We start from the raw sequence: 18,253 nt of genomic DNA, 5'->3' as shown, positions 1-18,253 counted from the left end.
CGGTCTGACGAACCCGACGCAAGGTCGCCGCTCGGTGTCAGAACGAGCGAGCACTCCAGGCCACGCTCGTTCTGACACGTCCCTAGAGCACCAGCTCCGGCTGCAGCCTCGTCGGGCTCCGCACCCGCTGCCGGTGCGCGGCGAACGTCGTGGCCGCGAGCGCGACCCCAAGGACCACGAGCAGCACCCCGACGTCGCGCGCGACCGTCGCAAGGTCCCCGGCGCAGAGGGTGAAGGCGGGCGCTCCCCCGGCCGGGCGGGCGGCGGGTCGGTAGCCTGGGGAAGCGGACGTCGAGAGGAGACTTCATGCGTGTCGTGGTCGTCGGGGCGAGCGGGAACGTGGGCTCGGCCCTGCTGCGCAGGCTCGCGGGTGACCCTGTGGTCACGTCGGTCGTCGGGGTCGCGAGCCGGGTGCCGCGCGCGGACGGGTCGAGCACCGTCGTGCCGCCGTTCGACACCGCCGAGTGGGCGCGCTGCGACCTCACGGACCCCGAGGAGGTCGTGGCGTCGCGTCTCGCGGGCGCGTTCGTGGGTGCCGACGCGGTGGTCCACCTCGCGTGGGCGATCGACCCCGCGCACGACCGCGAGGAGCTCGCGCGCGTCAACGTCGAGGGGACGCGGCGTGTGGCTGCGGCGGCGGCGCGGGCCGGCGTCGGGCACCTGGTGGTCGCGTCGTGCGCGAGCGCGTGCTCGCCCGCGTTCGACGACACGCCCCGGGACGAGTACTGGCCGACCGCGGGGATCGCGGGGTCCGTGTCGAGCGCGCAGAAGGCCGAGGTCGAGGGGTTCCTCGACCGGTTCTCGGCCGAGCACCCGGGGGTCGTGGTGACGCGCGTGCGTGCGCCGTTCACGTTCCAGCGCGACGCGGCGAGCGAGGTGGCGCGGCTGTTCTTCGGCAGGCTGCTGCCGGCGCCGCTGCGTCGCAAGGGGCACCTGCCGACGCTCGTGTGGCCGCGCGGCATGCGCCTGCAGGTCGTCCACGCCGACGACCTCGCGGACGCCTACTGCGAGATCCTCGTGGGCCGGCACCCGGGCACGTTCAACGTCGCCGCACCGGACGTCCTCACAGGGCCCGACGTCGCCGCGATCGTGTCGCAGGGAAGCCTGCGCGAGGTGTCGCCCGGGTCCCTGCGGCGCGTCGTCGCCCTGGCCTGGACGGCCAGGCTGGTCCCGCTCGACCCGGGCTGGTTCGACGTCGCGCTCGCCGTGCCGGTGCTCGACACGGCGCGGGCCAGGAGGTTGCTGCGGTGGGCCCCGGTGCACGACGCCCGGGCCACGGTCACCGAGGTCGTCGGTGGCCTCGTCGAGGGCGCGGGCGCGCAGAGCCCACCGCTGCTGCCGGCCTGACACGGAAGCCGGACGGCCCTCCGGACCGCTACGACTCCAGGGCGGCGTCCAGCGTGATCGTCGCGCCGGTCAGCGCCTTGGACACCGGGCACGTCGCCTTGGCGTTCTCGGCCGCCGCGAGGAAGCCGGCCTCGTCGAGGCCTTCGACCTCGCCGCGGACCGTGAGCGCGACCGCCGAGATGCGCAGGCCACCGGCCGGGTCCGGTGACAGCGTGACGTCGGCCTTGACCTCGAGCGCGACCGGCGTGCCGCCCGCCTCGCCGATGACCCCGGAGAGCTGCATCGCGTAGCAGGAGGAGTGCGCGGCGCCGATGAGCTCCTCGGGGCTCGTGATGCCCTCGGCCTCGTCAGCCGTACGGCGCGGGAAGCTGACGTCGAACGTGCCGGTCCCCGAGCTCGTGAGCTCGACCTGACCGGTGCCCTCCATGAGCGTGCCGTTCCACGCGGTGCGGGCGGTGCGGACTGCCATGATGTGGCTCCTTCGTGCGGGTTCGGGGGTTCGAGAAGGTAGCCGTCGGCTACCTTCTCGACCGTAACCCGGAGGTCGCGGGCCCGCAGCGGCGTCCCACGACGCTCAGCGCGACGCGACGACCTCCACCTCGACCGGGAACCCGACCTCGGCCGTGAGCCGTGCGGCGAGCGTCCAGGCGTCGTCGAGCACCGGGCGCCGGGCCACTGCGCTGCCGAGGCCCCGCCGGCCCGGGCCCGTCAGGGCGCGAGCACCACGGCCGTCCCGTACGCCACGATCTCCTGGTAGCCGTTGCCGACCTCGTCGCTGTCGTAGCGCATCGCGAGGATCGCGTTGGCCCCCTGCGCGGTGGCCTCCTCGACCATGCGGGCCACGGCCTCGTCTCGGGACTGCTGCAGCTGCTTGGTGAGCCCCTTGAGCTCGCCGCCGACGATCGACTTGAGCCCCGCGCCGATCTGGGCGCCGACGTTGCGCGACCGGACGGTCAGGCCGGTCACCTCGCCGACGACCTGCTGCACGGTCCGGCCCGGGACATCGTTCATGGTGGAGACCAGCACGGTACGTCCTCCTCACGGTCGCACACCCTGCGCGGCCACTCCTCACGGTAGGAGGACCTCGGTGCCCGCGCCCGGCGTACGCGGCCCGGCCGCGCCGGACCGCGCGGCAACCGCACCGCGACCGCACGGCGCTCGGTCAGGATGGAACGGTTCGTCCCACCTCGGCGCCTCGCCGGGTGCTCGACCACGAGCGGGCGTTGAATGAGAGGCATGACAGCCTCGGACACCCCTCTCGTCCCCGCGACTGCCGACCAGACACCCTGGGCGCTCCCGCCTCAGTCCGTGCTCGACGAGGTCGGGTCGAGCGACGCCGGCCTCACGGCCGAGCAGGCACGGACCCGGCTCGCCGAGGTCGGCCCCAACCGGTTGGCCCCGGCCGCACGCACCCCGTGGTGGCGTCGCGTGCTCTCGCAGTTCGACGACGTCCTCATCTACATCCTGCTCGTGTCCGCGGTCCTGAAGGCGATCGTGGGCGACTGGATCGACTTCACCGTGATCCTCGCCGTCGCGGTCATCAACGCGGCGATCGGGCTGATCCAGGAGGGGCGCGCCGAGAAGGCCCTCGACGGCATCCGGGGCATGCTCTCGGTCCACGCCCAGGTCCGCCGCGACGGGGCGTGGGCCCAGGTCGACGCGGACGACCTCGTTCCCGGTGACGTCGTGCGGGTGCGCTCGGGTGACCGCGTCCCCGCCGACCTGCGCCTGCTCACGGGGGTCAATCTCCGGGTCGACGAGTCGGCCCTCACGGGCGAGTCCGTGCCCGCGTCCAAGTCGGTCGACGCGGTACCCGCCGAGGCCGGCGTGGGCGACCGGTCGAGCATGCTGTTCTCGGGCACGCTCGTCTCGGCCGGCACCGGGACGGGGGTCGTCGTCGAGACGGGCGAGACGACCGAGATCGGCCGCATCCAGACCCTCATCTCCGAGGTCCACTCGCTCGAGACCCCGCTGTCGCGCACGCTCGACGCGTTCGGGAAGAAGCTCGCGGTCATCATCCTCGTCATGGCCGTGGTCATGGTCGTGATCGGGCGCGTGTTCCACGGGTTCGAGACCCCCGAGCTCGTGTCCGCGGCGATCGGGTTCGCGGTCGCGGCCGTCCCCGAGGGCCTGCCGGCCCTCGTGACGATCACGCTCGCCCTGGGTGTGCAGCAGATGGCCCGACGGCGGGCGATCACGCGTCGCCTGCCCGCCGTCGAGACGCTCGGCTCGGTGACCACGATCTGCTCGGACAAGACCGGGACGCTGACCAAGAACGAGATGACGGCCCGCACCGTGCGCACCGCCGGGCACGAGTTCGCGGTGACCGGGATCGGCTACGCCCCGGACGGCGAGGTCAGCCTCGACGGGTCCCCCGCACCGCTCCCCGAGCACCCGGACCTGCGGCGCCTGACCGAGGTCATGATGCTGTGCAACGACGCACGCATCGTCCACGATCCCGCCGGGGAGGGCGACGGCTGGCGCCTCGTGGGCGAACCGACCGAGGGCGCGCTGCGGACCCTGGGCCTCAAGGCCGGCCTCGACCCGGCCGGGTGGCGGCGTGTCGCGCTCGTCCCGTTCGAGTCCGAGAACAAGTACATGGCGACGCTCACCGAGGACCCCGAGGGGGGTCTTCACGTGCTCGTCAAGGGAGCCCCCGACCGGGTGCTCGACCGCTGCTCGACCCAGACGGGTCCTGACGGGGCTCCCGAGCCGCTCGACCGTGACTTCTGGTCGGCCCAGGTCGACGAGATCGGCGCACAGGGCCTGCGCGTGCTGGCCGCGGCACGGACGTCGGCGGCACCGGGAAGCACGGACCTGGCACCGGAGGACGTCGACGCGGGCCTCGAGATGGTCGGCCTGGTCGGGATCGTCGACCCTCCTCGACCCGAGGCCGTCGAGGCCATCGCGCAGTGCCAGGACGCCGGGATCACGGTCAAGATGATCACGGGCGACCACTCGGGCACCGCGCTCGCGATCGCGCGGGAGATGGGCATCGTCCGCGACGGGGACGCACCCGCTGCCACCAAGGTCCTCACGGGCTCCGAGCTCGAGGCCATGAGCACCGAGGAGCTGCGCGCGGTCGTCGAGGACGTCGACGTCTACGCGCGCACGAGCCCCGAGCACAAGATCAGGATCGTCTCGGCGCTCCAGTCGCACGGGCAGGTCGTGGCGATGACGGGGGACGGCGTGAACGACGCCCCGGCGCTGACGCAGGCCGACGTGGGGGTCGCGATGGGGATCAAGGGCACCGAGGCGACCAAGGAGGCCGCCGAGGTCGTCCTCGCCGACGACAACTTCGCCACGATCGAGCGTGCGGTCGAGGAGGGGCGGCGGATCTACGACAACCTGCGCAAGTCGGTGCTGTTCCTGCTGCCGACCAACGGGGCGCAGTCGCTCGTGATCCTGGTCGCGGTGCTGCTCGGGTGGGCGTTGCCCCTCCAGCCGGTGCAGGTGCTGTGGATCAACATGGTCACGGCCGTGACGTTGTCGCTCGCCCTGGCGAACGAGCGTGCCGAGCCCGACGTCATGTCCCGTGCTCCTCGTGACGCCAAGGCCTCGATCCTCACCGCGGCCTACCTGCGTCGCATCCTGCTGGTCTCGGTCCTGATCGGCGGCGCGACCATGGCGGTGTACTTCATCGAGCGCGACCAGGGCATGGGCGTGGCCGAGGCGCAGACGACGGCCGTGACGATGCTGGCCCTCGGCCAGCTCGCGTACCTGTTCAACTGCCGGTTCCTGGACCGTTCGTCGATCACGCCCGCGGTGCTCCAGGGCAACCGGGCGATCTGGTACTCGGCCGGCTCGCTGCTCGCTCTCCAGGCCGTGTTCGTCTACGCGCCCTTCATGCACTCGTGGTTCGGCTCCGCGCCGATCGGGCTGCGTGAGTGGGGCATCACGCTCGGGCTGGCGATCGTGGTCTTCCTGCTGGTCGAGGCCGCCAAGGCGCTCGGCCGGACCCGACAGCGCTGAGGCCTGACGCGCCGTCGGGCACGCCGTTCGAGGAGCGACGTGCCCGACGGCCGGCGCGGGCGAGAGCCGGCGCGAGCCAGCAGGGGTCAGTCGATGCCGCTGCCTGCGGGGCGGAAGACGATCGAGGACGCGCGGTCGTTCATCGAGCCGAGCGTGGCGCAGAAGGGGACGCAGTTCGTCGAGGTGCCCTTGACGTAGTTCTCGAGGTCGTAGAGGGTCGCCCAGCACCCGGCGTAGGCGTTCAGCGAGCTGATGTTGTTGTTCATCAGGTAGGGCGACAGCCTGGGGAACCCGTACGTGTTGCCCGTCATGCAGCCGTAGCCGCCGTTGCTCCAGAAGACCTTGTTCCCCCCGGTGTGGTTGGCGCCCTTGTACGCGACCCCCAGCATCATGGTGGTGCCCGGTGCGGCGGCCTTGGCCCCCGGGTCGGCGACGCGGGACTGCGCCTGGTCCGCCAGGTCCTGGGCGAAGGCGCGCAGGGCCTCGGGCTCCCCGGCCTCGACGGCGGGGTCGGTCACGGGCACTCCCGTGGCGGACTCGATGGCCTCGCCGAACGTGTCGAAGCACTGGACCGTCGGTGCGGGCGTGAAGGCGACGTCCTGGCCCGCGGGGGTGGGCTGGGCGATGACCGAGCAGACCTCCTCCTCGGCCGTGAACGACTTCGAGGTGAGGTCGGGGCCCTCGGGGCCGTCGGCGAGCGCGGGCGTCGCGCTCAACGCCCCGGCGACGAGGATCGCCGCGGAGACGGCTGCGATACGGGTCGTTCGACGTGACATGTGGTGCTCCTTCACAGCGTGGGCCGGGTCGACCGCTGCCCCGCGGACGACGTCGACACGTGGGTGAGGACCGTCTGCGAAACCCCGGTGTTCCGCGCCCCCGGACCGATCGTAGGGGGCGCAGCGCGCCCTGTCCTGGTTTGTCCCGGCTGCCTCGGTCCGGGGCCCCTGACCGGTCGGTCCTGGTTCGATGACGTTCGCGCAGCGCGCGGGCGTCGGACTTCACCTATAGCGTGCAGGCACGGTCGTCTGCACACAGCCGTCGGCGACCACCACGGGGGGAACCACCACGCACCTTCAACGCCACCGGTCCGTACCGGGGAAATGAGTGTCGATGAAGCGCCGTTCGTTGTTAGCTGCTCTCTCAGGACTGGCGGTGGTCGCAGCATCGACGCTGCCCGCCGCGTCCTTGCCGTCCGATCCCGCCGGCCCGTCCGGCCCAGACCTCACGTCGAGGTCCGCGACCTCGTTGTCCCCCACGGAGAGCGAGGCGGGCAAGGTCGCCCCGTCGCTCGCCGAGTCCTCGGGGACCGTGACCGCGTTCGTCCAGCTCGACACCCCGTCCGGTGCGGACCTCGCGGACCAGGGCGCGAGCCCGGCCCAGGTCGAGGACAACCAGGCCGTCGTCGAGCGCCTCGCGGACACCGTCGTCCCCGCGCAGACGAACGCCCGCAGTGCTCGCGCCGCGGGCGCACCCCAGCAGGTGTCGGTCACGAGCAGGCTCGTACCGGGCGTCGTCGTGACGGGTGACGCCGAGCAGGTGCGGGCCCTGGCCGCCGACGACAAGGTCGTCACGGTCTACCGCATCATCCCCAAGAAGCCGTCGAACAAGGGCACCGACGCGTTCACGCGCACCCTCGAGGCGTGGCAGAGCACGGGCCACACGGGGCAGGGCGTCCGGATCGGGATCATCGACACGGGCATCGACTACACGCACGCCGGGTTCGGCGGCCCGGGTACGCAGGCCGCGTACGACGAGGCGTACGGCGTCAAGGGTCAGGGCCCTGTCCCGGCGGGGACGTTCGACGACGCCAAGTACCTCGGCGGGTACGACTTCGCGGGGTACGACTACGACGCGTCGGGCACCGTGCCGGGCACGTCGCTGATCCCGACGCCGGACGAGAACCCGATCGACTCGCTCGACTCGATCGGCTCGGGTCACGGCTCGCACGTCGCCGGCACGACGGGCGGCTACGGCGTCCTGGCCGACGGGACGACGTTCGACGGCGACTACACGACCCTCACGGACATCTCCGACTGGACGGTCGGGCCGGGCTCGGCCCCGGAGTCGGGCCTGTACGCGCTCAAGGTCTTCGGTGACCTGGGCGGCTCGACGAGCGTCGTGGTCGACGCGCTGGAGTTCGCGGCCGACCCCGACGGTGACGGCGACCTGTCCGACCGTCTCGACATCGTCAACCTGTCGCTCGGTTCGGACAACAGCCCGGCCGACGACCCGGAGAACCTGTTCATCGACCAGCTCTCGCGGCTGGGCACGCTCGCGGTGGTCGCGTCGGGCAACGCGGGCGACGTGACCGACGTCGGCGGCTCGCCCGGCAACGCGCGCACCGCTCTCACGGTCGCGAACTCGGTGGGCAACACCCAGACGTTCGACGGCGTCGAGGTCACGGCCCCTGCCGGCGTCGCGGGCTCCTACCCCGCGCAGAACTCGCAGAGCTACACGGGTTCGACCGACGTGACCGCGGAGGTCGCGTTCCTGGGCGCCACGGTCAGCGGGTGCACGCCCCTGACGCCGGCCCAGGCCTCCGCCACGGCGGGCAGGATCGCATTCCTCTACTGGGACGACGACGACGCCACGCGGGCGTGCGGGAGCGCGACGCGCTTCAACAACGCGCAGGCCGCGGGCGCGGTCGGCGTCCTGCTGTCGTCCGAGCTCGAGGTCTTCGCGGCCGGGATCGCGGGCAACGCGGGCATCCCGGGCGCGCAGCTCACGGGCCCGAGCCACGACGCGCTGCGTCCGGCGATCGAGGCGGGCGGCGTCGTCCTGACGCTCGGCCCGTCGCTCGCGAACTCGTCGTTCGTCGAGATCCCCGCGATCGGGGACACGCTCAACGCGGGGTCGTCGCGCGGGGTGCACGGCTCGCTGGGCGTCGTGAAGCCCGACGTCGCCGCACCGGGCACGGGGATCTCCTCCGTGGCCTCGGGTCGTCTGACGCAGCCCGGCATCAAGTCGGGCACGTCGATGGCCACCCCGCACGTCGCGGGCATCGCGGCGCTCGTCAAGGAGGCCCACCCGGGCTGGAGCGCGCAGCAGGTCAAGACGGCCGTCATGAACACGGCCTCGCACGACGTGTGGACGGGCCAGGGCGGCACGGGCACGGCGTACGGCCCCGAGCGGGTCGGGTCGGGTCGCGTGGACGCGGTCGACGCGGTGAAGAACTCGACCCTCGCCTTCTCGGCGCAGGACTCCGAGCTCGTCTCGGTGTCGTACGGGCTCGTGCCCGTGGCGGACAAGACCGTCAAGGAGCGCCGCACGGTCGACGTGCAGAACACGGGTTCGCAGACCGTGAAGTACGCGGCGGCGTTCACGACGTCGAGCTCCGCGGGGGGCGCGAGCATCACGGTCTCGCCCGCGAACCTCACGATCCCCGCGGGGCAGACCCGGACGGTCACGCTGACCCTCACGGCCGACCCGGCGACGCTCGCGAAGCAGCTCGACCCGACGTCGGCCGAGACCACCTCGGGCGTGCCGCGCGACTTCGTCGGCATGCTCACGGGGCGCCTGGTCCTGACGCCGGACTCGGGCAGCGAGCTGCGCGTCCCGGTCCAGGCCGCGCCGAGGCTCGTGAGCGACCTGACGGGCAAGGACGTCACCTTCCTGAACCAGGACACGTCGGCCGAGCTCGACCTCGACGGACGCGGCGTGGCCTCGGGTGGCTGGACGTCGCTCGTGGCGCCGTTCGAGCTCAAGGCGACGAGCCCGCGGCTCGAGGCGGACGCTGCCGAGGGCTCGTCGGCCTCGGCGGTCGCGTCGGGTGACATCCGCGCGGTCGGCTTCACGTCGAGCGCGCCGCAGTACGCGGCCGCAGGCGCTGATCCGGGCGACGGTCGGATCGGCATCGGCGTGGCCGTGGACGGCGACTGGGCCTCGCTCGGCGCCGTGATGTTCCCGTCGGTCGAGACCGACGTGGACGGCGACGGGTCGGCCGAGTTCGAGACCGTGGTCCGCAAGTACAACGAGTCGGACCTGACCCTGGCGACCACGTACACGCTCAAGGACTGGACCGGTCCGGACGGCGAGGAGTACGGGGCGGGCGAGGGCGTGCTGCTCGAGCCGGTCAACTCGGTCTGGGCGGACGTCGACACGTCGGTCTTCGACAGCAACGTGCTCGTGGTGCCGGTCGCGATCGGCGAGCTCGGCATCGAGCCGGGCACGGTGCCGTCGTTCACGGTCGCGACGTACTCGTACTACGGCATCCAGCCCGACCAGTCGATCGACCGGGTCGGCCCGTTCACGGGCGACCCGTACGACCCCGCGTACTGGTTCAGCGGCGGTGGTCAGCTCTTGTTCGTGGGCGCCGACGACGCCCCGGTCACGGTCAACCGGTCCGCTGCCGCGGCCGAGGCCGGGACGGGCGAGCTGCTCGTCCTGCACCTGCACAACGCGAGCGCGGGCAAGCGCTGGCAGACGGTCGGGGTGTCGACCCTGGACGCGTCGGTCGAGCTCACGGTCACGGCGCAGTCGCGCTGCGTCGCGGGCAAGGCGCAGGTCGCGGTCCGGGCGGTCAACGACGGCGACGTGAAGGCCGACGTCGTGGTCGAGACACCGTTCGGGTCCAAGACGTTCAAGAACGTCGCGCCGGGCAGGTCGGCCTCGCAGTCGTTCAGCGCGCGGACGACCGCGGTCGACGCCGGTGCGGCGACGGTCACGGGCACCGCGGTCGTCGACGGCATCACGGTCACGACGCCCTACGAAGCCGGGTACGAGGCGATCAGCTGCGGCTGACGCCTCGGCAAGACGTGTCAGAACGAGCGTGAGCATGGGGCCACGCTCGTTCTGACACCACTCCTGGGGCCTGGGGCTGTCAGAACCAGCGTGGTCCGGAGATCACGCTCGTTCTGACAACCCACGGGTCGAACGGGACGACGAAGGGCGCGACCCACGGGTCGCGCCCTTCTGGCTTCCCCGGATGCCCGCGGGGCACCGGGGGAACCGTGTCAGAGCGAGCGTGGCCCCATGTTCACGCTCGTTCTGACAGCTCTGTGCCGCCCGGGCGGGCGGCCGACCTAGACCCTCGCTCCGAGGTTCTGCATCTCGAGCACCAGGCCCTTGATCGCCGCGGCGGGCACCTGTCCCCCGCGCTCGACGAGGGCGGCGACCGACGCCGGGATCTGGGCCTCCGAGCACAGGATCAGGGGCGTGTCGGCCGAGGAGTCGGGCAGCCGACCGTGCGTGCCGCGCACGTGGGACGCGTCGAGCGGGACGGTGCTCATGGCGTAGCGCAGCCCGAGCTTCTTCTTGACGAGGTTCATGCCGGCCTTGGCCTTGGCGAGCGGGTCGGCGGGGTCGAAGAAGAGCTCGGCGGGGTCGTAGCCGGGCTTGCGGTGGATGTCGACGCCGCGTGCGTGCTCGGGGGCGCGGGCGTCGTCGAGCCAGTAGTAGTAGGTGAACCAGGCGCCGGGCTCGGCGACCACGACGAGATCGCCCGAGCGTTGGTGGTCGAGGCCGTAGCGGGCCTGCGCCTCGCGGTCGAGGACCTCGTCGACGCCGGGCACGCTGCGCAGCAGGTCCTGCACGCGCGCGAGGCGGGACGGGTCGTCGAGGTACACGTGCGCGACCTGGTGGTCGGCGACCGCGAACGCCTTGGACGTCCAGGGGTCGAGCTGTTCCTTGCCGTCCTGCACGTAGACCTCGAGCAGGCCCTCGCGGCGGAGGATGCGGTTGAGGTGCACGGGCCGGTTCGCCTCGGCGATGCCGTACTCGGAGACCACGACGACCGCGACGCCGTTGTTGGCCGCGTCGTCGAGCAGCGGGGCGAGGACGGCGTCGAGCTCGGCCGCGGCGGCGTCGGCCTCGGGGGCGTCGGGGCCGAACCGCTGGAGGTCGTAGTCGAGGTGCGGCACGTAGGCCATGGTGAGCTCGGGCGAGTGGGTGCGCAGGACGTGCCTGGTCGCCTCGACGATCCAGGCCGAGGACGTGATCGCCGCGGTCGGACCCCAGTAGGTGAACAGGGGGAACTCGCCGAACCGCCCGGTGAGCTCGTCGTGCAGGGCGGGCGGGCGGATGTACGCGTCGGGCGACTTGCGCCCGTCGGCGTGGTAGATCGGGCGGGGCGTGACGGTGACGTCGGTCGTGGCGCCCATGGCGTACCACCAGCAGACGTTCGCGGTGCGGTGGTCGGGGTTCGCGCGCCGGGCGGCCTCCCAGATCTTCTCGCCCGAGACGAGCTTGTCGTGCTGGCGCCAGAGGAACACCTCGCCGAGCTCGCGGAAGTACCAGCCGTTGCCCACGGCGCCGTGCTGGGCGGGGGCGAGGCCCGTCGTCATGGTCGCCTGGACGGTGCACGTGACCGCGGGCAGGACGGTCGCGAGCTGGGTCTGCCAGCCGCCCGCGGCCATCTGGCGCAGGCGGGGCATGTGGGCGAGGGCCTTGGCGGTGAGCCCGACGACGTCGAGCAGCAGCACGGGCTTCATGCGGGGACTCCTGAGGTCTGAGGGGTGCGGGTGAAGGGCACGGCGGCGGGCCCTGCGGCGGGCACGGTCCCGAGCAGGTTCTCGGTGGCCCACCGCAGCTCGGCGGCGATCCCGGCGACGAGCGGCTCGGCCTGCCACCCCGGCGGCCCCGGCCGGTCCGCCGACGGTGACGCCTCTGCCCGCCGAGGGTGACGCCCCGGCCCGCCGAGGGTGACGGACTCGCCCGACGAGGGCGACGCCTCGTCCGCCGAGGGCGACGGGGCCGGGAATGCCGGCGACCCGGGCGGCAGCACGGCCCACGTGTACGTCTCGACGTCGAGGTGGGCCTCGTCGCCGTGCGGGGCGGCGCGCACGGCCGCGACGGCGTCGCGCAGCACGTCGGTCGTCGCGGTCAGCGGCGGGGCGGGCTCGTGGTGCAGGGGCACGTGGAAGTGCACGCGCCACGGCCCCTCCCCCGGTAGCCCGGGTGCCGCGCCCGCGCCCAGGGCGTCGGGCAGGTCGTCGGCGGGCAGCACGTCACCGCCCGGCGCGAGCTCGCGCACCTGGTGGATGTAGCGCTTCTCGACGAACTGCCCGACGGCGTCGCGCGCCCCCCGCGCGGACGGCTCGGCGAGGTGCAGCGCGGCCGAGGCCTGCACCTTGACGACGCGCAGGCCGGCCCCCGTGATCCGCTCGACGGCGGCGGCCGGGTCGGCGAACGAGACCGCGAGGTGGCACGTGTCGAGGCAGACGCCCACGAACGCGGGATCGATGCCGCCGCCGACCTGCTCCCTCGCCGGGTCGTCGCCCCGACCGGCCGGGTCGTCGCCCCGACCGGCCGGGTCGGACGCGAGCCGCGACTCGAGCCACGTCACGACGTCCTCGACGGTGTCGAGCACGCAGCCGGGCTCGGGCTCGACCGCGACGCGCACGACCTTGCCCGTACGGGCGGCGAGGTCGCGCAGCCCCGCGGAGAGGTCCTCGAACGCGCGCGTCGCCGCGGCGTCCTGGGCGGGCGACCACGCGACCCCGTCCGGCTCGCGCCAGGCGAGCGGGAGCGTCGAGATGGACCCGTCCACGCCGTCGGGCAGGAGGGCCGCGAGGACCTCGGCGCACTCGAGCGTGTAGGCGAGGCGCTCGGCGTCGGCCCAGGTGGGCGAGTAGACCGCGAGCTTGACGACGTCGTCGTGGAACCCGCCGTAGGGGAACGCGTTGAGCGTGTGCACCTGGAGGCCGTGCTCGTCGAGCGCCGCCCGCAGCCGGGCCATGTCCTCGGCTGCGCGCGGCGACGCCGAGAGGCGGTGCGCGAGCGACGCCGGCAGCCACAGCCCGACCCCGAGCACGTCGAGCCCGGCGGCCTCGCGCACGGGCCCGGCGTACCGGGCGAGCTGGTCGACCACGCCGTCGAGGTCCTCGGCGGGGTGGACGTTGGTGCAGTACGAGAGCTGCATCAGACCCGGGCCCCGCGCAGCACCGAGCTGCCCTCGTAGCTCGCGGTCGCGGCGGGGGCCTCGCCCTCGACGAACCCGGGCACGGGGTCGAGCAGCAGGTTCCCCGACTGCCCGTAGAACGCCACGGGGTTGCGCCACAGGACCTGGTCGACCTCGTCGTCGCTGAACCCGGCCGCGAGCATGGCCCGCCCGGTCTTGAGCGTCTTGAGCGGGTCGGAGCGTCCCCAGTCCGCGGCCGAGTTGACGAGCACGCGCTCGGTGCCGTGCTCGAGCAGGATCGCGACCATGCGGTGCTCGTCCATCTTGGTGTCGGGGTAGACCGAGAAGCCCATCCAGGCTCCGGCGTCCTTGACGAGCGCGACGTTGGTCTCGTTGAGGTGGTCGACCACGACCATCCCGGGGGCGATCCCCGACTCGCGCACGACGTCGAGCGTGCGGCGGGTCCCCACGAGCTTGTCGCGGTGCGGGGTGTGGACCATGACGGGCAGCTCGGCGTCGATCGCCATCGCGAGCTGGCGCGTGAACGCCTCGTCCTCGGCGGGCGTCATGGAGTCGTAGCCGACCTCGCCGACCGCGACCACACCGTCCTTGGCGAGGTAGCGCGGGATCTCGTCGAGCACCGGGGTGCAGCGCGGGTCGTTGGCCTCCTTGGGGTTGAGCGCGATGGTCGCGTGGTGGCGGATCCCGAACTGCGTGGCCCGGAACCGCTCCCACCCCAGCAGCGCGTCGAAGTAGTCGAGGAACGACCCGACGGTCGTGCGCGGCTGCCCGAGCCAGAACGCGGGCTCGACGAGCGCGCGGACGCCCGCGGCGTACATGACCTCGTAGTCGTCGGTCGTGCGGGAGGTCATGTGGATGTGGGGGTCGAAGATGCGCATCAGGCGTCCTTGCCGTCGATGGTCGGGGATTCTGCGGACGGGGGGCCCGGCGCGATGCGCGCGACGTCGTCGGGCACGACGCGCCCCGCCGCCCGGCGCTCGGCCGCGAAGTCGCGGGCCATGCGCGCGAGCTCGTCGTCGGCGCGGTCGTCGAGCCCGGCGACCGCGCCGAGGCTCACGCCCATGAACACGAGCTTGAGCACCGCGTGGCGCCACGCGTGGTCGTCGAGGTGCGCGGCCGCGAACGGTCCGACCGCGGCGGCCACGAGGCTCTGGTCGTTGGCGCGCAGCGCGTCGGCCGCGAGCGCTGTCCCGGCGCGGGCCACGGGAGGCGGCAGGGCTTCTCCGGGCGGCCCGGCGAGGGTCAGCGCGTCGAGCCCGCGCAGCACACCCCGCCGCTCGGGTGTGTCCCCGCGCTGGTAGGTCTCGGTCAGCCGCGTCGCGAGGGACTCGCCGTCGGCGGGCAGGGCGCCCGCGAGCGCCACGACGAGGCGGGCGCGCGCGGCGTCGTCGAGCGTCCCGTGCAGGACCCCGGCGGGGTCCGCGACGGGGTCGAGGGACGTGCGCCCCACGGCCCGCCCGGCGCGTGCCAGGTGCCCGACGGCGGAGCCCGGGTCCGCGGCGATCTCGCCGCAGGCCGTGGCCAGCCAGGCGGCCTGCTCGTCGGTGAGCAGGCCCACGAGGGCACCGGGGTGGCCGGCGGCGGGCGGGCTCGTCGTCGCTGCGGCGCCCGGCGCGTCGGTCAGGTCGGGGGTGGTCATCGGAGTGCCTCCTGGGGTGTGGATGCGGAACCTGCGGTGGTCTGGTGCCACGCGGCCCAGGCACCCGTCATCGCGGCCATGCTGCGGTGCGCGAGCCCGGGGGCGTCGTACGAGTGCCGGGGCAGCTCGACGGCCGCGACCCCCGCGTACCCGATCTCGCCGAGCGTGCCCAGCGCCAGCGCCAGGTCGAGCTCGCCGTCCCCGAAGGGCAGGTGCTCGTGCGCGGCGGGACGCATGTCGTCGACCTGCACGTTGAGCAGGTGCGGGGCCGCGGCGAGCAGCGCGCCGCGCACCCCGTCGGGCTCGACGACGACGCAGTGCCCCAGGTCGACCGTCACCCCCAGCTCGGCGGGGGACCCGACGTCCTCGCGCAGCCGCAGCGCGTCGGCGACGGTCTCGACGAGCATCCCCGGCTCGGGCTCGAGCGCGAGCCGGACGCCGTGGTCGCGGGCGTGGGCCACGACGCGCGGCACCCGGGCGAGCAGACGATCCCACCCCTGCTCCGCCGTCGTGCCCGCGGGCAGGACGCCCGAGAAGAAGGACACGCACTCCGCGCCAAGGCCCGCCGCGACCTCGACCGCGCGGCACAGGAAGCGGACCCGCAGGTCCGCGAGCGCCTCGTCGGGGTCGAGGAACGTCGGGTGGTGCTTGCGGAACGGGTCGAGCAGGAAGCGCGTGCCCGTCTCGACGACCACCCGCATCCCCAGGTCCTGGAGCCGACCGCGCAGGCGGGCGACCTGCACGTCCGCGTCGTCCGCGAACGGGTCCAGGTGCGGGTGCCCGAGCGTCAGCGCCACCGCGCCGTACCCCTCGTGCGCGAGGACGTCGAGCGTCACGTCGAGCGGGTGGTCGGTGAAGCCGTTGGTGCCGTAGCCGAGGGTGAACGGCATGCGAGGGGCGGAGGTGACCGGCTGGGACGGCGCAAGGGGCTCGGTCATGACTCGCTCAGGCCCGGGTTCGGGCTCACCCTGCGCCGCCCTCGGGCTCGCAGAGCACGGCCTGCGACCTCGACGCCAGCGAGGACCGCGACCACCCCCATGCTGCCGCCCCGCGCCGCGAGAGCGGCCTGGAGCGGCACCATCGCCCGGATGCCGGCCTTGGTCGCCGTGAACGCGCCGGCCGCGTCTGGCAGCGCGACGGCCGAGACCTGCTTCGGCAGGCACGACGCCACGTAGACCCCCGCAGAGACCAGCGCGGCCGCCGCCGGGACGACGGCGCGTGCCCGGCCTGCCGGGACCGGCGTGCCACCCGCCGTCGGGCGCGGGCGCAGCGAACGCAGCGCACCCACCGTGACCGAGACCGCCACGCCCACCGTGCCCGCGGCCACCGCGGCCGCGACGGGCTGCGTCGTGCCGTGGACCTCGCCGCGCGAGAGGACCGTGACCCCGGCCGTGTGCACCGTGAGGGCTGCCGCCGCCGGGAGCGCCGCGCGCACCCGTCCCGCACCCGCCCCCATGAGCACGTCCAGTCCCCGGCAGGCCGCCATGACGACAGGACCGGTCGCATGGTTCTTCGCGACCAGGTCGTACGTCCACACGCTCGCCGCGAGCGGGACGGCGAGCGCGAACGAACGACGCCCGCCCCCGACCCCAGCGAGCGCGAGCCCCGCGACCGTGAGCCCTGACGCGACCCCGAGCGCCTGCGCGGGCGAGACCCGCCCCGAGGGCAGCGGGCGCTCCGGGCGCTCGAGCGCGTCGAGCTCACGGTCCGCGTAGTCGTTGAGGGCCATCCCGCCCGCGTACAGGCACGCGGACGACAACGGCAGGAGGGCGAGGCGCCACGGCCTCACGTCGGCCCCGGGCCCGGCCGAGCGGCGTGCGGGGCCGAGCCGCCCGCCAGCCGCCGCGCCGGCGAGAGTGTCCCCCAGGACCGACAGGACCGCCGGCGCCCGGACCAGGTCGAGGTAGTCGCGCAGCGTCACGGCTCGTCGACCCCGGCCCGTGCCTGGTCGGCCTGCGCGCTCGTCCGGTGCGCCCACACCCCCAGCTCGCGCGTCTGCTCCGCGAACGCGTGCACGTGCGAACCCCACGGGTCCTTGAAGAAGAAGCCCATCTCCGGCACGGGACCGGACAGGCCCGCCGCGTCCGCGAGCGCCAGCAGACGCGCCAGGTCCAGCACGAGCGGGGCAGCCAGCATCGAGTCGTACGCGGTCCACGTGGTCTGCAGGGTCAGGCGCGACCCCAGGAAGCCCTCGACGTGGATGTGGTCCCACGCGACCTTGACGTCACCCAGGTCGGGGACGTTGTCGATGTGCAGCGGGGTCACGCTCGTCCCCGTCAGGTCCTGCAGACCGCGGTTCTTCGAGACGAGCTTGCTCTGGACCGCGTGCGGGTCCGCGAGAGTCGCGCCGTCGCCACCACCGAGGAGGTTCGACCCGGCCCAGGACAGCACGCGCAGCCCGCGGGCCGCGAGCGCCGGGGCCAGGACCGAGCGGAGCCACGTCTGACCGGTCTTGCCGTCCTGCCCCGCGAACGGCACGCCGCGCTCGGCCGCGAGGGCGTGCAGCGCGGGCAGGTTCATGCTCGCCGAGGGCGTGAAGCCTGCGTACGGTGCCCCCGCGAGGAGCGCCGCGTACGCGGTGACCGAGCTCGCGGGCAGGACCTCGCGCTCGGGGTCCTCGATCGCGGCACGCAGCAGCTCCAGGTCGTCGAGCTCGGCGGACGGGTCCGGCAGGGGCTCGGTCGAGGCGAGGTCGACCACGACGACGCGGGCCAGGCCGTGGCGCTCGCGGAAGTCGACGATGTCGGCGGCGAGGCGCTGCGCCGCGGCGGCCTGGGAGCCCGTGCGGTGGGCGGGGTCGTAGCCGGGCCTGATCTCGGCGTCGGCCGCGTCGAGCTGGGGGCGTACGGCCTCGAGGAGGCGGTACGGGATCATGCCTGCCTCGACGAGCATCTCGGCACGCTTGCCGAGCGGGGTGTCGCTGATGTCGTGTCCGCCGACGACGAGGTCCGTGAACGCCGGGAGGGCGACCGTGTCGAGCGGCGGCTGCACGGTGACGCAGCCCGTGGGGGCGCTGAGCCCTGAGGCGATCGCGGCCAGGCCGAGCGTGGCGGTCGTCGCGACGGATCCTCGTGCCCCGACGAACCAGATGCCGGTGCGGCCGTGGTCCCAGGTGGGCTGGTGGGGTGAAAGGTGCATCGTCGCTCCTGGTCCCGTCGGTCCCCGCTGGCAGGACCGAAGTGCGGAGTCGGGGGCCTCGTCGCCCTCGACGGGCTCCGTCCCGTGGCGGGCACGCTCGCGTGAACGAGGCGTGCCCGGTCCCGCCGGGCTGGTGGCCGTGCAGCGACCCTAACCGCCCTTCTGTCGATGGTCAATCAAAAGCCGGAGGGGGTTTACTCCGACTCTCGGGATCGACGACAAAAGAAAGGTGCCGAGGGCAACGCTCACGCGTCACCCTCGGCACCCCGGTACGTCACCCTCGGCACCCCGGTACGTCA

General features: G+C 73.6%; 13 protein-coding genes. 3 read left to right on the top strand and 10 right to left on the bottom strand.

Annotated elements, in window-relative coordinates; translation table 11 throughout:
- The first annotated feature begins 306 nt into the window (after window positions 1–306).
- Window positions 307–1,347, top strand: a complete 1,041-nt coding sequence (locus IE95_RS0100640; RefSeq protein WP_030144036.1) for an NAD-dependent epimerase/dehydratase family protein — start codon at window positions 307–309, stop codon at window positions 1,345–1,347.
- Window positions 1,348–1,375: 28 nt separating this feature from the next.
- On the opposite strand, the gene IE95_RS0100635 is transcribed toward IE95_RS0100640, so the two are convergent.
- Both IE95_RS0100635 and IE95_RS0100625 read right to left on the bottom strand, forming a co-directional pair.
- The gene (locus tag IE95_RS0100635) at window positions 1,376–1,816 is read right to left on the bottom strand and encodes an OsmC family peroxiredoxin (RefSeq protein WP_030144035.1); all 441 of its coding nucleotides are present in this window, start codon (window positions 1,814–1,816) and stop codon (window positions 1,376–1,378) included.
- A gap of 239 nt (window positions 1,817–2,055) precedes the next feature.
- A complete protein-coding gene (locus tag IE95_RS0100625; RefSeq protein WP_030144034.1) occupies window positions 2,056–2,373 on the bottom strand; it encodes a YbjQ family protein in 318 nt (105 codons plus the stop codon).
- Window positions 2,374–2,583: 210 nt separating this feature from the next.
- Between IE95_RS0100625 and IE95_RS0100620 the strand changes: the two genes are divergently transcribed.
- Window positions 2,584–5,319 (top strand): cation-translocating P-type ATPase, encoded by a 2,736-nt coding sequence (locus IE95_RS0100620; RefSeq protein ID WP_051702538.1) that lies wholly within the window; start codon window positions 2,584–2,586, stop codon window positions 5,317–5,319.
- A gap of 86 nt (window positions 5,320–5,405) precedes the next feature.
- On the opposite strand, the gene IE95_RS0100615 is transcribed toward IE95_RS0100620, so the two are convergent.
- Window positions 5,406–6,095 (bottom strand): beta/gamma crystallin family protein, encoded by a 690-nt coding sequence (locus IE95_RS0100615; RefSeq protein WP_129429450.1) that lies wholly within the window; start codon window positions 6,093–6,095, stop codon window positions 5,406–5,408.
- Between the two features lie 334 nt (window positions 6,096–6,429).
- Here IE95_RS0100615 and IE95_RS0100610 point away from each other — a divergent pair, with 334 nt between their 5' ends.
- A complete protein-coding gene (locus IE95_RS0100610) occupies window positions 6,430–10,059 on the top strand; it encodes a S8 family peptidase (protein ID WP_084689648.1) in 3,630 nt (1,209 codons plus the stop codon).
- A 281-nt stretch (window positions 10,060–10,340) separates the two neighbouring features.
- Here IE95_RS0100610 and IE95_RS0100605 read toward each other — a convergent pair whose 3' ends face one another.
- From IE95_RS0100605 to IE95_RS0100575, 7 genes are read right to left on the bottom strand one after another with little or no spacing between them, the layout of a single operon-like run.
- Window positions 10,341–11,747 (bottom strand): alkaline phosphatase family protein, encoded by a 1,407-nt coding sequence (locus IE95_RS0100605; protein WP_030144030.1) that lies wholly within the window; start codon window positions 11,745–11,747, stop codon window positions 10,341–10,343.
- Window positions 11,744–13,177 carry a metabolite traffic protein EboE gene (gene eboE, locus IE95_RS0100600; RefSeq protein WP_051702536.1) on the bottom strand — a complete coding sequence of 478 codons (1,434 nt, stop codon included), beginning with the start codon at window positions 13,175–13,177 and terminating at the stop codon, window positions 11,744–11,746. The genes IE95_RS0100605 and eboE overlap by 4 nt, the downstream gene beginning before the upstream one ends.
- Window positions 13,177–14,055, bottom strand: coding sequence for a TatD family hydrolase (locus IE95_RS0100595; RefSeq protein ID WP_030144028.1), 879 nt, complete (start codon window positions 14,053–14,055; stop codon window positions 13,177–13,179). The genes eboE and IE95_RS0100595 overlap by 1 nt, the downstream gene beginning before the upstream one ends.
- Window positions 14,055–14,816 carry an EboA domain-containing protein gene (locus IE95_RS0100590; protein ID WP_051702535.1) on the bottom strand — a complete coding sequence of 254 codons (762 nt, stop codon included), beginning with the start codon at window positions 14,814–14,816 and terminating at the stop codon, window positions 14,055–14,057. The genes IE95_RS0100595 and IE95_RS0100590 overlap by 1 nt, the downstream gene beginning before the upstream one ends.
- Entirely contained in the window at window positions 14,813–15,754 is a 942-nt protein-coding gene (locus IE95_RS0100585) for a sugar phosphate isomerase/epimerase family protein (protein WP_240666189.1), read from the bottom strand. Before IE95_RS0100585 ends, IE95_RS0100590 begins: the two co-directional genes overlap by 4 nt.
- Window positions 15,751–16,737: an SCO3242 family prenyltransferase gene (locus tag IE95_RS0100580; RefSeq protein WP_030144025.1), complete on the bottom strand. Its 987-nt coding sequence runs from the start codon at window positions 16,735–16,737 to the stop codon at window positions 15,751–15,753. The genes IE95_RS0100585 and IE95_RS0100580 overlap by 4 nt, the downstream gene beginning before the upstream one ends.
- Window positions 16,734–17,954 carry an inositol-3-phosphate synthase gene (locus tag IE95_RS0100575; RefSeq protein WP_051702533.1) on the bottom strand — a complete coding sequence of 407 codons (1,221 nt, stop codon included), beginning with the start codon at window positions 17,952–17,954 and terminating at the stop codon, window positions 16,734–16,736. The genes IE95_RS0100580 and IE95_RS0100575 overlap by 4 nt, the downstream gene beginning before the upstream one ends.
- Between the last annotated feature and the right edge of the window lie 299 nt (window positions 17,955–18,253).

This window comes from Oerskovia turbata, from assembly GCF_000718325.1.
GTDB classification, from domain to species: Bacteria; Actinomycetota; Actinomycetes; order Actinomycetales; family Cellulomonadaceae; genus Oerskovia; species Oerskovia turbata.
Note: the sequence above shows the minus strand (reverse complement) of the source record. Positions and strands in the feature narration are given on the sequence as shown.

Excerpts from the sequence above, each read along its gene's own strand:
- IE95_RS0100575 (WP_051702533.1), bottom strand. The coding sequence starts at position 17,954 with ATGCACCTTTCACCCCACCAGCCCACCTGGGACCACGGCCGCACCGGC.
- eboE (WP_051702536.1), bottom strand. The coding sequence starts at position 13,177 with ATGCAGCTCTCGTACTGCACCAACGTCCACCCCGCCGAGGACCTCGAC.
- IE95_RS0100595 (WP_030144028.1), bottom strand. The coding sequence starts at position 14,055 with ATGCGCATCTTCGACCCCCACATCCACATGACCTCCCGCACGACCGAC.
- IE95_RS0100590 (WP_051702535.1), bottom strand. The coding sequence starts at position 14,816 with ATGACCACCCCCGACCTGACCGACGCGCCGGGCGCCGCAGCGACGACG.
- IE95_RS0100620 (WP_051702538.1), top strand. The coding sequence starts at position 2,584 with ATGACAGCCTCGGACACCCCTCTCGTCCCCGCGACTGCCGACCAGACA.
- IE95_RS0100615 (WP_129429450.1), bottom strand. The coding sequence starts at position 6,095 with ATGTCACGTCGAACGACCCGTATCGCAGCCGTCTCCGCGGCGATCCTC.
- IE95_RS0100605 (WP_030144030.1), bottom strand. The coding sequence starts at position 11,747 with ATGAAGCCCGTGCTGCTGCTCGACGTCGTCGGGCTCACCGCCAAGGCC.
- IE95_RS0100610 (WP_084689648.1), top strand. The coding sequence starts at position 6,430 with ATGAAGCGCCGTTCGTTGTTAGCTGCTCTCTCAGGACTGGCGGTGGTC.
- IE95_RS0100640 (WP_030144036.1), top strand. The coding sequence starts at position 307 with ATGCGTGTCGTGGTCGTCGGGGCGAGCGGGAACGTGGGCTCGGCCCTG.
- IE95_RS0100635 (WP_030144035.1), bottom strand. The coding sequence starts at position 1,816 with ATGGCAGTCCGCACCGCCCGCACCGCGTGGAACGGCACGCTCATGGAG.
- IE95_RS0100585 (WP_240666189.1), bottom strand. The coding sequence starts at position 15,754 with ATGACCGAGCCCCTTGCGCCGTCCCAGCCGGTCACCTCCGCCCCTCGC.